At 68.5% G+C, this 13,930-nt stretch carries 13 protein-coding genes and 1 tRNA gene; 4 read left to right on the forward strand and 10 right to left on the reverse strand.

Annotation, left to right across the window (positions count from 1 at the left end):
* Nucleotides 1-18: 18 nt before the first annotated feature.
* On the reverse strand, nucleotides 19-2,343 hold the full coding sequence (locus RIB45_RS13420; protein WP_350050846.1) for a molybdopterin-dependent oxidoreductase: 2,325 nt from the start codon (nucleotides 2,341-2,343) through the stop codon (nucleotides 19-21).
* Between the two features lie 119 nt (nucleotides 2,344-2,462).
* Here RIB45_RS13420 and RIB45_RS13425 point away from each other — a divergent pair, with 119 nt between their 5' ends.
* Nucleotides 2,463-3,512, forward strand: a complete 1,050-nt coding sequence (locus tag RIB45_RS13425) for a lipid A deacylase LpxR family protein (protein WP_350050847.1) — start codon at nucleotides 2,463-2,465, stop codon at nucleotides 3,510-3,512.
* On the opposite strand, the gene RIB45_RS13430 is transcribed toward RIB45_RS13425, so the two are convergent.
* The 3 genes from RIB45_RS13430 to RIB45_RS13440 form a co-directional block, all read right to left on the reverse strand.
* Nucleotides 3,503-3,718 carry a hypothetical protein gene (locus RIB45_RS13430; RefSeq protein WP_350050849.1) on the reverse strand — a complete coding sequence of 72 codons (216 nt, stop codon included), beginning with the start codon at nucleotides 3,716-3,718 and terminating at the stop codon, nucleotides 3,503-3,505. The genes RIB45_RS13425 and RIB45_RS13430 overlap by 10 nt on opposite strands.
* 69 nt (nucleotides 3,719-3,787) lie before the next feature.
* Nucleotides 3,788-4,444 (reverse strand): Crp/Fnr family transcriptional regulator, encoded by a 657-nt coding sequence (locus RIB45_RS13435; RefSeq protein WP_350050850.1) that lies wholly within the window; start codon nucleotides 4,442-4,444, stop codon nucleotides 3,788-3,790.
* Between the two features lie 136 nt (nucleotides 4,445-4,580).
* Nucleotides 4,581-4,656, reverse strand: a tRNA-Glu gene (locus RIB45_RS13440).
* 208 nt (nucleotides 4,657-4,864) lie between these two features.
* Between RIB45_RS13440 and RIB45_RS13445 the strand changes: the two genes are divergently transcribed.
* Complete coding sequence (locus tag RIB45_RS13445) at nucleotides 4,865-6,151, forward strand: flagellar hook protein FlgE (protein WP_350050851.1); 1,287 nt, start codon at nucleotides 4,865-4,867, stop codon at nucleotides 6,149-6,151.
* A 19-nt stretch (nucleotides 6,152-6,170) separates the two neighbouring features.
* On the opposite strand, the gene RIB45_RS13450 is transcribed toward RIB45_RS13445, so the two are convergent.
* A complete protein-coding gene (locus RIB45_RS13450) occupies nucleotides 6,171-6,338 on the reverse strand; it encodes a hypothetical protein (RefSeq protein WP_350050852.1) in 168 nt (55 codons plus the stop codon).
* Entirely contained in the window at nucleotides 6,335-6,955 is a 621-nt protein-coding gene (locus RIB45_RS13455; protein WP_350050854.1) for a cation efflux transmembrane domain-containing protein, read from the reverse strand. The genes RIB45_RS13450 and RIB45_RS13455 overlap by 4 nt, the downstream gene beginning before the upstream one ends.
* A gap of 86 nt (nucleotides 6,956-7,041) precedes the next feature.
* On the opposite strand from RIB45_RS13455, the gene RIB45_RS13460 reads away from it, so the two are divergent.
* On the forward strand, nucleotides 7,042-7,458 hold the full coding sequence (locus RIB45_RS13460) for a MerR family transcriptional regulator (RefSeq protein ID WP_350050855.1): 417 nt from the start codon (nucleotides 7,042-7,044) through the stop codon (nucleotides 7,456-7,458).
* An 88-nt stretch (nucleotides 7,459-7,546) separates the two neighbouring features.
* Here RIB45_RS13460 and recJ read toward each other — a convergent pair whose 3' ends face one another.
* The 3 genes from recJ to RIB45_RS13475 all read right to left on the reverse strand — a co-directional run bounded on the left by recJ (nucleotide 7,547) and on the right by RIB45_RS13475 (nucleotide 11,724).
* Nucleotides 7,547-9,382, reverse strand: a complete 1,836-nt coding sequence (gene recJ, locus RIB45_RS13465) for a single-stranded-DNA-specific exonuclease RecJ (RefSeq protein ID WP_350050856.1) — start codon at nucleotides 9,380-9,382, stop codon at nucleotides 7,547-7,549.
* Nucleotides 9,375-10,334, reverse strand: coding sequence for a class II fructose-bisphosphatase (gene glpX / locus RIB45_RS13470; protein ID WP_350051397.1), 960 nt, complete (start codon nucleotides 10,332-10,334; stop codon nucleotides 9,375-9,377). Before glpX ends, recJ begins: the two co-directional genes overlap by 8 nt.
* 85 nt (nucleotides 10,335-10,419) lie before the next feature.
* Nucleotides 10,420-11,724 carry a homoserine dehydrogenase gene (locus tag RIB45_RS13475; RefSeq protein WP_350050857.1) on the reverse strand — a complete coding sequence of 435 codons (1,305 nt, stop codon included), beginning with the start codon at nucleotides 11,722-11,724 and terminating at the stop codon, nucleotides 10,420-10,422.
* A 265-nt stretch (nucleotides 11,725-11,989) separates the two neighbouring features.
* Here RIB45_RS13475 and RIB45_RS13480 point away from each other — a divergent pair, with 265 nt between their 5' ends.
* Complete coding sequence (locus tag RIB45_RS13480) at nucleotides 11,990-12,769, forward strand: hypothetical protein (protein WP_350050859.1); 780 nt, start codon at nucleotides 11,990-11,992, stop codon at nucleotides 12,767-12,769.
* A gap of 111 nt (nucleotides 12,770-12,880) precedes the next feature.
* Here the strand turns inward: RIB45_RS13480 and RIB45_RS13485 are convergent, their stop codons facing one another.
* A complete protein-coding gene (locus RIB45_RS13485) occupies nucleotides 12,881-13,885 on the reverse strand; it encodes a peptidoglycan-binding protein (protein ID WP_350050860.1) in 1,005 nt (334 codons plus the stop codon).
* Nucleotides 13,886-13,930: the final 45 nt, after the last annotated feature.

Below are 13,930 nucleotides of genomic sequence, written 5' to 3' on the forward strand. Positions count from 1 at the left end.
GCTCGCGATGCGGGAGCGCTAGACGGGCGGATCGAATGCGCCGACGGGCGGCGCGTCCGCCGCGGCGACCTTTTCGAGCTCGACCAGCGCGGAATGGGCCGACGGCCCCTGCGCCAGCCGCGAGGTTCCGACATCGGCGGTCAGCACGTTCGGATTGCCGTGGCGGTCGAGGCTGGCCGGCGCGCCCGGTTCCGCCGGATCGTACCAGGCGCCGGTGGCCAGTTCGATCACCCCGGGCATGACGGCCGGTTCGACTTGCGCGCCGGCAAGACAGGCGCCGCGGTCGTTATAGAGCCGCACGATGTCGCCGGTCTCGATCCCCCGGTCCGCGGCGTCCTGCGGATTGATCCGGCACGGCTCGCGTCCGGCGATCTTCGACTCTCGGCTGGCTGCGCCGTGATCGAGTTGGCTGTGCAGACGCTTCCTCGGCTGATTGGAGATCAGATGCAGCGGATAGAGCGACGCCGTCTCCGCGCCGAGCCATTCCTTGGGCGGAACCCAGCGGGGATGCCCCGCGATTTCTTCGTATCCGAATCCGGCGATCGTCTCGGAGAAGATCTCGATCTTGCCGCTGGGCGTCATCAGGGGCGCGGCCTCCGGATCGGCGCGGAAGCCGGCGGCGAAGACGCGCGCGACCGGATCGCCCGGCAACTCGAAGATCTCCTGCTCCCAAAAGGTCTCGAAGTCGGGAATCTCGAAGCCCGCCTTGCCGCCGCGCTGACGCGAGACGTCCCAGAGATGGCGCAGCCAGCCCATTTCGTCGCGTCCCTCGGTATAGGCCTCGGCGACGCCCAACCGTTCGGCGATCCCGGTGAAGATGGCGTAGTCGTCACGGGCCTCCCCCACGGGCTCGACCGCCTTCTTAAGGGCCACCGCATGCCCCGCCAAGCTGGTCGCCATGAAATCGTTCCGCTCCATTGCGGTGGTGGCGGGCAACACCAGATCCGCGTGCCGGGCCAGCGGGTTCCAGAAGATCTCGTTGACGATCACGGTCTCCGGTTTCGCCCAGGCGCGGCGCAGGCGGTTCAGGTCCTGGTGATGATGAAAGGGATTGCCGCCCGCCCAATGCACAAGCCGGATGTCCGGATAGGTATGGCGCGTCCCGTTATAATCGAAGGGCGCGCCGGGGTTCAGCAGCATGTCCGCAATCCGGGCGACCGGAATGAACCGGTTCACAGGGTTCTGCGGACGCGGCACCGCGCCCCAGCCGGACTGCGGCGCAGGGTCGCCGACGCCGTGCAAGGCGCTCAACCCCACCGTCAAGCCGCCGCCAGGCGTTCCGATCCGGCCCAGCATCGCCGCCAGGACGACCGCCATCCAGTAGGGTTGCTCTCCGTTTTCGGCGCGCTGAAGCGACCAGCTGACATTGACGATCGTGCGTTCGGCCGCCATCCGCCGGGCGAGCGTTCGGATCGCCTCCGCCTCCAGCGCGCAGATCTCCGCGGCCCATTCCGGCGTCTTCGGAATTCCGTCCGCCTCCCCCATCAGATAGGGGCGGAAGCGCTCATAGCCGACGGTGTAGCGATGCAGGAACGCCTGGTCGGCGAGCCTTTCCGATTCCAGCACGTACATCAGACCCAGCATCAGCGCCGAATCCGTATTAGGGCGGATCGCCATCCACTCCGGCGCGACGAAATCCGGCGCGTCGTCGGCCAAGGGCGAGATCGAGACGAAGCGTACGCCGGCCTCGGCGCAGCGGCGCATCCAGCTCCCCGTCGTGTGGACGCCCAGTCCGCCGGAGTTATTCTGCGCGTTCTTGAGCGGTAGGCCGCCGAAGGCGACGACCAACTCGGCGTGCTCGGCGATCGACGCCCAACTGGTCGAACCGGCTGTGAGCTCGCGCAGACTGGCGATCACATGCGGCAAGATCACCTCGGCGGCCGCGTAGGAATAGGCGTTGACCGATTTCACATAGCCGCCAGTCAGCGCGTAGAATCGGTGGATTTGGCTTTGCGCGTGGTGGAAGCGCCCGGCGCTGGCCCAACCGTAGGAGCCGGCGTAAATCGACTCATTGCCGTAGGTCTCGCTGACGCGCGCGATCTCGGCCGCGGCCAAATCGAACGCCTCGTCCCAACCGATCGCGGTGAACCCGTCCGCCCCGCGCGCGCCGCCGTTGCGCGCACCAGGCTCGCGACCGGCGCGTACGGCCTCCAACCACGTCGTACGCGCGTACGGCTGGCGGATTCGCACAGGGCCGGACAGCGTATCCTGCATCGACGCGACCATGGCCGCCGGCTCGGCGTCGCCTTCATAGGGCCGCACGCCCGCGACGGCGCCGTCGCGCACGTCGACGCGCACGGCGCCCCAATGATGGCCGCTCATGACGGTGCGGATTTCGCTCATGGCGCACGCCTCCTTAAAGCCGGTGGGCGGTCACAATATCGCCTCCATCGGGTGACACAAGCCGCAGCGCCCGCTAGAAGAGAGCGATGCCCTCGTCGCGAGAAAGGCGCCGTCCGCCGATGAAGCCTACGCCCCTGCTGGCCGCCGCGGCGTTTCTGTCGCTTACCGCCGTCCCGGCCGCGGCCCAAGCGATCGGTCCGCTCGCCGAGGCGCGCGCGCCGTCGGCCGAGGCGGCCGGGCGCGAGGGCGGCACGCTGACGCTCCAGTTCGAGAACGACTTCTTTTCGCGCACCGACCGGCACTTCACCCACGGCACCAAGATCTCCTACGTCACGGCCGAGCGCACGCCGGAGGAGAACGATCTGATCGCGGACGCGGCCGCCTACGTACCGTTCTTCCCAGACGGCGCGCGCGCGCGCGCGACCTACGCCCTGGGTCAGAACATGTACACGCCCGAAGACATCTCCCAGGCGGCGCTGATCGAAGACGACCGACCTTACGCCGGCTGGCTCTACGCCGGCTTCGGGCTGGTCGCGGAGGATCCGAAGGCGCGGCGCATCGACAATCTGGAGATCGACATCGGCGTCGTCGGCCCGTGGTCGAAAGCGGATTCGACGCAGGAGCAGTGGCACCGCTGGTTCGATTTCCAGGATCCGAAGGGCTGGGACAATCAGTTGGAGAACGAGCCGGGCGTGATGGTGTTGTTCGAGCGTCAGCAGCGCGCCTTCGACGCGCTGGAACTGCCGATGGGCGTGGAGGCGGAACTGTTGCCCAGCTTCGGATTCGCGGCCGGCAACGTGATGACCTACGCCTCCCTCGGCGCGACGGTGCGGATCGGCGACGATCTGAGCGTCGATTACGGCCCGCCGCGCATCCGCCCCAGCCTGCCGACGGGGGGATTTCTGCACCGGTCGGCGGGATTCAACTGGTATGTCTTCGCCTCGGTCGGGGCGCGCGCCGTCGCGCATAACATCTTTCTCGACGGCAACACGTTCTCCGACAGCCACAGTGTGGACAAAAAATATCTGGTTGGGGACCTTCAGGGCGGGTTGGCGATCCAGTATGACGGGTGGCGTCTCGCCTACACCCACATCCTTCGGACGGAAGAGTTCGAGGGACAGAACACGCCCGACCGCTTCGGCGCTCTCAGCCTCAGCTATCAGTTCTGATCTGATCCGGTTTGCCGCGGGCGCGCGAGACGGCGAAAGACGGCCGCTTCCTCGCCGGTCTCAATCGGCGCTCCGCGCATCGCGGCGTCCCGCCAGACGGACCAGAAGTCCGACGACGTCCCGGCGTCCTCGTCCGCCGCCTCCGGCAGCGCCAGAGAGACGGGCGCGGGCGCGCGTCGGGGAACGTGGGTCGGCTGCTGCGACATGGCGGGCCTCATGGCTGTGCGACGGGGCGTCATGAGGCCGGACGCTACAGGGCGTCCCTTAAGAGCGGGTTAATCGTCTCCGGCATTTGATCTTTTTCTGTCGACGCCGCCAGCGACGGCCTCCAGGCGCGCGGGATCGCGCGCCTTGTTCTCCAGCAGGCGCGCCACCATCATCTTCACCAGATACAAGCCGAACTCCGGGTTCTCCGCAAAAAGCTGCAAGACGCGCTCCTCGGATATCCGCAGGAACAGGCAGTCGCTCTCGCACCGCACGGTCTGGGTGCGCCGACGGTCCGGGGCGAACAACGCGATTTCGCCCACAAGACTGCCGGGCGGCAACGGGACGTCCAACTCCACGACCCGGGCCCGTCCGCTCGCAAGGTAATAGATGGCGTCCGCCGCGTCGCCGCGCTCGAACAGCACGGCGCCGGCCGGCGTCGGACGCTCGCCCATGAAGGGGGCCAGCGCCTGCGGATCGAAGGCGGCGTGGGCGATCTGACGCAGCCGGCGCCGCAGCCTGACGGCTTGATGCAGCCGCACCGCGTTCAACGGCAGGAGCGCGCCGTGCAAGATCACGATCGGGGCCAGGTCGCCCCACAGACCGTATCCGAAGAACAGGAGGTTGCTGACGATCGCGACGATCCGCAACGGGATCATCGTGCGCATCCAGAAGGTCGCAAAGACGACCCCCGACGCCGCATAGCCCAGAATCTCGATCGCCGGCACGCCCCTCGCCCCGCCTCGCCCGTTACATCCCAGGCCGCGAGTGTGCGCACCCGATCCGGCCGAAGACAACCTTATCCGGCGCCGCCCCGCGCGCCGGCGAAAGAGCCCGACGGTCGTTCGTAGATCTTTATGGAAGTGGCGACCCCTACGGGACTCGAACCCGTGTCTTCACCGTGAAAGGGTGATGTCCTAGGCCACTAGACGAAGGGGTCGCTGTCGCGGCCGGCGGGCGGTCCCGCCTTGCTGTGCGGTCCCTCGTTTAGCGACGGCGGGGAGCGCCGTCAAGCGGGCGGGCGCATCGGCGGTTCGATAATCTGCAGGTTCCCGTCGCCGATGCTGGCATCGGACTTGCATAAAAAAACGCGGCGACGTGCGTCCGACGGGGTCGGCGCGGTTTCAAGAGCTGGAGGCGGGAAGAAAATGCCGCAGTGGTTCCTGTTCAATTCGGGTCTGACGGCGTTGCGCGCGCAGAGCGTCGCGTTCGACAACATCTCGAACAACATCGCGAACGCCACCACACCCGGCTTCAAGGCCGGCTCGGTGCGCTTCCAGGATCTGGTCGCCTCCAAGAACAACGGCGGCGGGATCGAGCAGCTCTCAGGCGTCAACGCCGTTCAGCAGGTCTTCATCGGCAAGGAAGGCATCATCACGGGCACCGGGCGGCAGCTTGACGGCGCGATCGCCGGCTCCGGCTTCTTCGTGACCAACACGAGCTCCGACCAGACCGGCGCCTACGAGCTGACCGACGCGGGCAATTTCTCCGAAGCCCTGGTCACTGTCGGCGGCGAAGAGCGGACCTATCTGACCGACATCAAGGGCAACTTCCTACTGGGCTACAACGCCGATCCGACGACCGGTCAGATCACCGTCGACACCTCTGGCGTCACGGCGTTGGAGCCGATCGACGTGACGCGCGAATCCGCCCTTCTCGGAGCCAACGCGACGACGCGTATGGAGGTCGTCGGCAACATTCCGCCCGACACCGCGACCGGCGAGGAGTTCGAGTTCGACTTCACCGTCGTCGACGGCACCGGCGACGCCGACAATGTAGGCGACGAACGGGTGGTCACCCTCACCTTCGCCAAGACCGCGACGAACAACACCTGGAACATGACGATCGGCGGAACCGGCGGGACGGTGAGCGCGCCGGCGGCGCAGCCGCTCCCAGTCGTCTTCGACGCGCAAGGCCGCCTGGCCTCGATCGACGGGACCGCGGGCGGGACGCAAGATTTCACCGTCGACTGGACCGGTCCGACCGCCAGCAACACGATCACGCTCGATCTCTCAGGCTTCACGCAATTCGCGGGTCCGGGCGCGATCGACACGGTCGACATCGACGGCAATGTCGACGGGCGCCTGCGCGACATCTTCTTCGGTCAGAACGGCCAGATCATCGGCAGCTTCTCGAACGGCGTCTCCCGCCCCATCGCCCAGGCGGCGTTGGGCGACGTGGTCGCGCCGGAACGGCTCAACGTCGTTCAGGGCACGCATTACACGGTCAGCCAAAATTCCGGCGACATCACGCTCTACGATTTCGCGACGACGACCCGCGCCACATTCTCGCCGGCGGCGCTGGAGCAGTCCACCGTCGATTTCGCAAGTGAATTCAGCGACTTGATCATCACCCAGAGGGCCTACAGCTCGGCCGCCACTACGGTGCGCACGGTCGATGAGATGACCCAGACCGCGACCAACCTGAAAAACTGAGGCCCGGTCGCTTGAACGGCTAGAAACAGCGCGGCGTCCGGTCGCGGCAGCGTCGATACGCCTCGCCGTACTGCACCTCAAGCCAGGGTTCCTCGGCGAGCGGCGCGCAGAGCAAGACCGCAACGCCGCCCGCCGCGACGATCATCGCCGCCGCCGCCGCGCCCAGCCCCAGCGCCGCCGCGGTCACGCCGGCGCGGCTTCCCGGCGCTCCTCCAGCGCTTGGCGCATGATCTTAACCGCCGAGGTCACGAACAGACCCGCCAACAACGCTGCGACGATCACATCCGGCCAGGCGCTGGCGCTGCCCCACACGCCGAGCGCCGCCGCAACGACGGCCAAGTTGCCGACCAAGTCGTTGCGCGAGCACAGCCAGACCGACCGCACATTGGCGTCGCCGTCCTTGTAGCGCAGCAGCAGCAACACGCTGGTTGCGTTCGCCGCCAGCGCGGCGAGCGCAACCGTCCCCATTACGCCCGCCTGCGGCTCGCCCAGTACGAAGGCGCTGTAAGCCGCGCTCGCGAAAACCCAGAGGCCCAACAGCAGCAGCGTCGCGCCCTTGAAAAGCGCGGCGTTGGCGCGCACCCGCAGGCTCGCCCCGATCACGGCGAGCGACAGGCCGTAGGTCAGGGTGTCCCCCAGGAAATCGAGCGCATCCGCCTGCAGCGCCTTCGAGTCGGCCAGGTGGCCGGCGATCATCTCAACCGCGAACATGGTCGCGTTGATTGCGATCACCGCCCAAAGCCGACGCTTGTAGGCGTCCGACAGCCCGTCGAATTTTGCGTCGCCGCCGCAGCAGGCGCCCATCGGTCTCCTCCGCCCGTCTTCACATCCGCGATGGGAGACCCCATACCTAATGTCTCTAGCGGCTATAGCTTCAAGGGGAATTATTGATGTTTTCGATCGGCGACCTATCGGCCGCAACCGGGGTTAAGGTCCCGACCATCCGGTACTACGAGCAGATGGGCCTGATGAGCGCCCCCAGCCGTTCGGAAGGCGGCCAGCGGCGCTACACGACGGCTGAACGCGATCGGCTGGGCTTCATCCGCCACGCCCGGGATCTCGGCTTGTCGCTGGACGCGATCCGAGAGTTGATCGCGCTCAGCGAGGAGCCGGAGCGCTCCTGCGCCGACGTCGACGCCATCGCCCGACGGCACCTGGACCAAATCCGCGCGCGCATCGCACAGTTGCAGCGGCTCGAAGGGGAACTGGGCCGCATCGTCCAATCCTGCAGCCGGGGAACCGTCGGCGATTGCTCGGTCCTCCAGGCGCTCGGCGATCATGCGCTGTGCGAGACGGAGCATCGCTGACGGCTGACGCCGGCGTGTCGCTCCGATCCCGGGGTCGCGCGACGTTCCGTCCGGGCCGAACCGCCGCGGGTCGGCGAGGGGGAGCGCGTCAACCGCGCGCCGCGGCCGGGTCGGCGGCGTCGTCGACCATCAACTGCACGTCTTCGCGTCCCTGCCAACTGTCGATCCGCACGCGTCCGGCGAGGTGGATCGGCGCGCCGCCCCGCGCGCGCAGGATCATCTCGCCCAGCGGCTGGTCGGCGCAGCGAAAGGCGATCGCCTTCACCCGTCCGCCGTCCCCGCCTGAAAGAATGGCGCGCACATGGTCTTTGCCGACGACGTCGGCCTGAACCACTCGGGCGTTGGGGAAGGCAAAGCGCGGCTCGGCGTTGCCCGGACCGAAGGGCTGCAGGCGCTCCAGCGCGCGGGCGAGCGACACGGAGGCGCCCGCTACATGCAACGCGCCGTCGAGGCGCAGCTCGGGCGTGATGCCGCCCGGGCCGACGTCTGCAAGAATCCGCTCGGCCAGAAACGCCCGGAACTCATCCTGCCGCGCTGCGGCGACGGTGAAGCCGGCGGCCATCTTGTGCCCGCCGCCGTTGAGCAGAAGGTCCGACTGGCGCGCCGCGATCACGGCGGCGCCGAGATCCACCCCCTCGACCGACCGGCCGGAGCCTTTGCCGATCCCCTGATCGTCCACGGCGACCACGCAGGCCGGGCGGTTGTAGCGTTCCTTCAAGCGTCCGGCGACGATGCCGATGACGCCGGGGTGCCAGCCGGGCGCGCTGGCGTAGACAAGGCCTTCAGAGAGGCCGTCTCCCGCCTCGACGCTCTCCAACGCCTGTTCCAGGCATTGGCGCTCGATCTCCTGACGCTCCAGATTGTAGGCGTCGAGACGGCGCGCGAGATCGGCGGCCAGCGCCTCGTCCTCGGTGGAGAGCAGCCGCACGCCGAGGTCCGATTCCCCCACCCGGCCGCCGGCGTTGACCCGCGGCCCCATGAGAAAGCCGGCGTGATAGGTCCCGGGCGTCTGATCGACCCGCGCCACGTCCGACAGAGCGCGCAGGCCGGCGCTGCGCCGCATCGCCATCACCTTCAAGCCTTGCGCGACCAGCGCCCGGTTGACGCCGGTCAACGGCACCACGTCGCACACCGTCCCGAGCGCCACGATGTCGAGCCACTGGCGCAGATCCGGCTCGGCCCGACCGTCGGCGTACCAGCCGACCTCCCGCAGCCGCTTGTTCAGCGCGACGACCAGCAGGAAGGCGACGCCCACCGCCGCCATGGCCCCGTGCGGGCTGTCGTCGTCCAGGCGGTTGGGATTGACCACGGCGACGGCCTTGGGCAGGCGCGGCTCGGCCACGTGATGGTCGACCACGACCATGTCGAGGCCGATCGACGCCGCATGGTCGAGCGCGCCGAACGCCGTGATCCCGCAATCGACCGTGATCGCCAGCGCACAGCCGCGTTCGCGCTTCAGATGCTCCAGCGCGGCTGCGTTGGGACCGTAGCCTTCCGTGAGGCGATCCGGGATATAGGCCTCGATATCGCCGCCGACAGCGCGGAAGAAGCGCAGCAGCAGGGCCGAAGAGGTCGCGCCGTCGACGTCGTAATCGCCGAAGACGGCGATCTTCTCCCGACGCTTCAGCGCTTCGACCATACGCTCGACCGCACGGTCCATGTCTTTGAGGTGAAAGGGGTCCGGCAGATCGCGCCGCAGCGTCGGCTCAAGAAAGCCTTCGGCCGACTCCAGGCCTACGCCCCGGGCCGCCAGGACCCGTCCCGCGACTTCGGGCAGATCGAAGCGCTGGGATAAGGCGAGGGCGAGCCGTTCGTCCGAGGCCCGGAGCGCCCAGCGCTTGCCGGACGCCGAGCGCGCGACGCCGAGATAAACCTCCTCACGCGGCGCCGACGCAGGCGCGAGGGTCTGGGCGTCCTCAGCCAAGCCAGTCCTTCCGATCGAAATTGTGCAGCGTCTCGATCTTGCGCACCGTGCCCGTGCCCGAGCGCATCACGATCGTGTTGGTCCGGCAGTTCGGCCCGTCGATCCGCACGCCGTGGACCAATGAGCCGTCGGTGACGCCGGTCGCAGCGAAGATCACATCGCCGGTCGCCAACTCGTCGAGGTCGTATTTGCGGTTCAGGTCTTCAATGCCCCACTTGGCGGCGCGCTCGCGCTCCGCGTCGTTGCGGAACAGCAGTCGTCCCTGGAACTGTCCGCCGATGCAGCGCAGGGCCGCACAAGCCAGCACGCCTTCCGGCGCGCCGCCCGACCCCATGTAGACGTCGACGCCGTTATCCGGCTCGGAGGTCTGGATGACGCCGTAGACGTCGCCGTCGCCGATCAGCTGGATGTGGGCGCCGGCCTCGCGCACCGCCTTGATCAGGTCGGCGTGGCGCGGTCGGTCCAGGATGCAGACGGTCAGATCCTTGACCGACTTGCCCTTCGCGTCCGCAACGTTCTTCAGGTTCTCGGCCGCCGTATTGTCGAGGTCCACGATGCCCTTGGGCAGGCCGCCGCCGACGGCGATCTTGTCCATATAGACGTCGGGCGCGTTGAGGAAGTTGCCTTTCTCGGCCAGCGCCAGCACGGCCAGCGAGTTCGGCAGCCCCTTGGCGCAGATCGTCGTGCCTTCCAGCGGGTCGAGGGCGATGTCGATCTCCGGCCCCTCGCCGGTTCCGACCTCCTCGCCGATATAGAGCATCGGCGCCTCGTCGCGCTCCCCCTCGCCGATCACGACCGTCCCCTTGATCGCCAGCTCATTCAGCGCCGTGCGCATGGCGTCCACGGCCGCCTGGTCGGCCGCCTTCTCGTCGCCCAGGCCGCGCCATTTGACGCAGCGGATGGCGGCCGCCTCGGTCACGCGGGCGGCGTCCAGCACCAGGTTGCGATGCATCTGCATGGGTCCAGTTTCCTCCCGAGACCGTCTTTCACGTCGTCTTAAGCGGAGTCGCTTGCGAGGTAAACGCCAACCGTCCCGTTCAGGTCCGATCGATGCGGATCACCGTCGGCGGTTCGACTACCGCGTCGAGCGCGTCGATGCCGGCCAGCACCTGCTGCATGGCGGCTTCCGTCGTGTCGTGGGTGGTCATGACCACATCCACCGGCTCCTCGGGATCGCGGCCGCGTTGAATGATCGATTCCATCGACACGGCCTGGTCGCGCAGAACGGCGGTGACGTCCGCGATGACGCCGGGGCGGTCGATCACGCGCAGGCGCACGTAGTAGGCCCCTTCATGCACGCTCATCGGCAGGCTCTGCGCCGTCGCCAGGGCGTCGGCCGGCACGCCGAAGATCGGCGCGCGCCGGCCGGCCGCGACATCCAACACGTCGGCGATAACGGCCGAGGCGGTCGGCCCGCCGCCCGCGCCGGCCCCCTGCAGCACGACGGAGCCGACGAAGTCGCCCTCGGTCTCGACCGCGTTGGTCACCCCCTCGATGGCGGCGATCGGCGCGTCAACGGGCACCATGGTGGGATGGACGCGCTGCGAGACGCCTTCGGCCGTCTTCTCGGCGATGCCGAGCAATTTGATCTTGAAGCCCAGTTCGCGCGCGAATTCCAAATCCAGCGGCGCGATGCGGCGGATCCCCTCGACATGGACGCCCGCGAAATCGACCGCGACGCCAAAAGCGAGACTCGAAAGGATCGCGAGCTTGTGCGCCGCGTCGACTCCGTCGACGTCGAAGCTCGGGTCCGCCTCCGCATAGCCCAGCGCCTGGGCGTCGGCCAAGACGTCCTCGAACGGCCGGCCGGTCTCGCGCATCTCGGTCAGGATATAGTTGCAGGTGCCGTTCAGAATGCCGTGGACGCGGCTGATGCGGTTGCCGGCCAAGCCCTCGCGTAACGCCTTGACGATCGGAACGCCGCCGGCCACCGCGGCCTCGAATCCGAACGCCGCCCCGGTACGCTCGGCCCGCTCCGCCAGCGCCGTTCCGTGGTGGGCGATCAGGGCCTTATTGGCGCTCACCACATGACGCCCGGCGTCAAGCGCGGCTTCGCACACCGCCTTGGCGACGCCGTCAGAGCCGCCGATCAACTCCACCACCACGTCGCAATCCGCCTCGCGCGCCATCGCGACGGGATCGTCCCACCACTCGAAACTCGAGAGGTCGACGCCGCGATCGCGTGCGCGGTCGCGGGCCGAGACGGCCGTCACCTGCACGCCGCGACCGGCGCGATCCGTCAGCAGGGCGCCCTGCGCCTCGATCAAGGCGATCACGCCGGCCCCGACGGTGCCGAGCCCCGCGATCGCCAGTTTCACAGCCTCGCCGTTCGCCATCATCATCCCCCGGACGCGCGTATGGTGGCGGCGTCCCGACCGGCGCGCCGCAGCGGACTTTCCGTTACCCGCACGCGGCGCCCGTGACAAGGGCTGTGTCCCGGATCGCGGTTTCAAAGATCCGCGGAACGGCGCCGAAACCAAGGCAACTGCCTACAATAAAAGATAATTTCCTAAACGGAGGGGGTTGCGGCTAAGACGCAGGCCATCATATGGCAGCGCAAGGGGACAGGAAACCAAGACCTCAAACATCCTCCGAAAGGAGGCCGCCATGATGAGAAACACGCTTTACACCACCTTCCGCCCGAAATTGATGGCGACCGCCGCAGCCGCCGCGCTGATGGCGGCTAGCCCGCTCGCCCTGCAGGGCGGCGTCGATCCGCCCGTCGCGCCGCAAACCGCAGCCGCTCAGGGCGCCTCCGGCGGCAACGCAGGCGGCAACGCCGGCGGTAACGCCGGCGGTAACGCAGGCGGTAACGCTGGAGGCGCGTCGGCGAATGCGGGCGGCCTCGGCCCGGACGGTGCGCCCGGTCAAAAGGGTGACGCGCCGGGTCAATCCGAGGCTGCGGCCGCAAACGCGGCGAGCGGCGTGACCAACGCCGCCGCGCCCGACGCCGCCGGCGAAATCGACGGCGACGCCGAGAGCGAGGAGGGTCTGAGCGCCGAGGCGCTGGGGCGGTTGAACGCCGCGCACGCCTCCGACACGGCGCGCGAGCAGGCGTCTGACCAGTCCGTCGTCGGCCAGTTGGGCGCCTACGCCGACGCCGCCGAAGAGGGCGACGCGGAAGACGCCGCGGAAGCGCTGTCAGAAGCGGCGCAGACGGAAAGTCTCGACGAGGCGACCGTCGAGGCCGTGAACGAGCTCCTCGGGATCGAGGACGCTGACGCCGACGCTGAGGCCGTCGCCGACGCCTCGCAAAGCGAAGACGCCGACGAGAGCGGCGAGGATACGGCGTCCACGGATGACGGCGATACGACGACCGAGGATTCGGAGGACACCGCATCCACGGACGACGGTGATACGACCGATGATGGCGACACCACCGGCTAATCGGTCGACGGGCGTTGCTTGACGAAGACGCTCGCGGAACAAGAAGGGGAAGGCCTGCGGGCCTTCCCCTTTATTGCGTGCGCCTTATTGTGGAGGCCGCCCAAAGGCCGGTCACCCGGCGCGGCGCGCCTCCAGCAACGTCTCCAGCAGCGCCGCGTCGATCCGGCCGTCGCTCGTCCGATCGCGGCGGCCCTGGAACGTCTCCACGCCGCGGCGCGTGGCCGGGCCGAGCAGACCGTCGACCGGCCCGGCGTCGACGCCCTCTTCGCGCAGCGCGGCCTGGACGAAACGGACGGTGGGCCGATCGGCGAAATCCTGCGACGCGTCGCCTCGGATCGCGGCGAGATGATCATCTGCGGCGGCCTGTTCGGCCGAACTCAGATTGCGGCCCACCCGCTCGGCCAAGGCCGCGGCCTGATTGACGCCGTTGTCGGCCGCCGCGCTCAGATAGGCCTGCCCGAGGGGGCGATCCCGCGGCACGCCTGATCCGGCGGCCAGCATCGCGCCGTAGGCGAATTGCGCGTCCGCGTTCCCCTGACGCGCCGCCTTGCCGTACCAGCGCCCGGCCCAGAGCCGGTCCCGCGGCACGCCTTCGCCGTTCGCGAACGCCCGCGCGAGGCGATACTGCGCCGGCGCGTAGCCCTGAACGGCCGCCTTTCCGAAGAGTTCCGCCGCCCGGTTCATATCCTGCTCGACGCCTGCGCCTTCGGCGTAGGCGCGCGCGACGAGGAACTGCGCACGCGGCGCGCCGGCCTCGGCGGCGCGATTGTACCACCGAGCCGCTCGGTCGAGATCGCGCGCGACGCCCTCGCCGCTCTCATAGGCTTCGCCCATCTGATAGGCGGCGGGGCCGTACCCGTCCTCGGCCAGATCGCGATAAATTGCGACCGCATCGGCGTCCTTGCCGATCTCATCCATCTCTTGGGCGGAGCGAAACCGCTCGCGCGGCGACTTAAGCGCGGTCTCGACCGTCTCGACCGCGCCGTCGACGCCGGCGGCCAGGGCGTCGGCCGCTTCCTCCGCCGCCTCGTTCGTCTGCGCGCATCCCGCGAGCGCAGCACCCGCCGCCAGGGCCAGCGCGAGCGGGGCGGCGCGCGTTCTCATCTTAGTCAGCATGATCGGCTCCCTCGAATTGATCGCACTCTTCGACGGCACTTGGCG

Source organism: Marivibrio sp. (genome assembly GCF_040218065.1).
Classification (GTDB): Bacteria; Pseudomonadota; Alphaproteobacteria; order UBA8366; family Aestuariispiraceae; genus Marivibrio.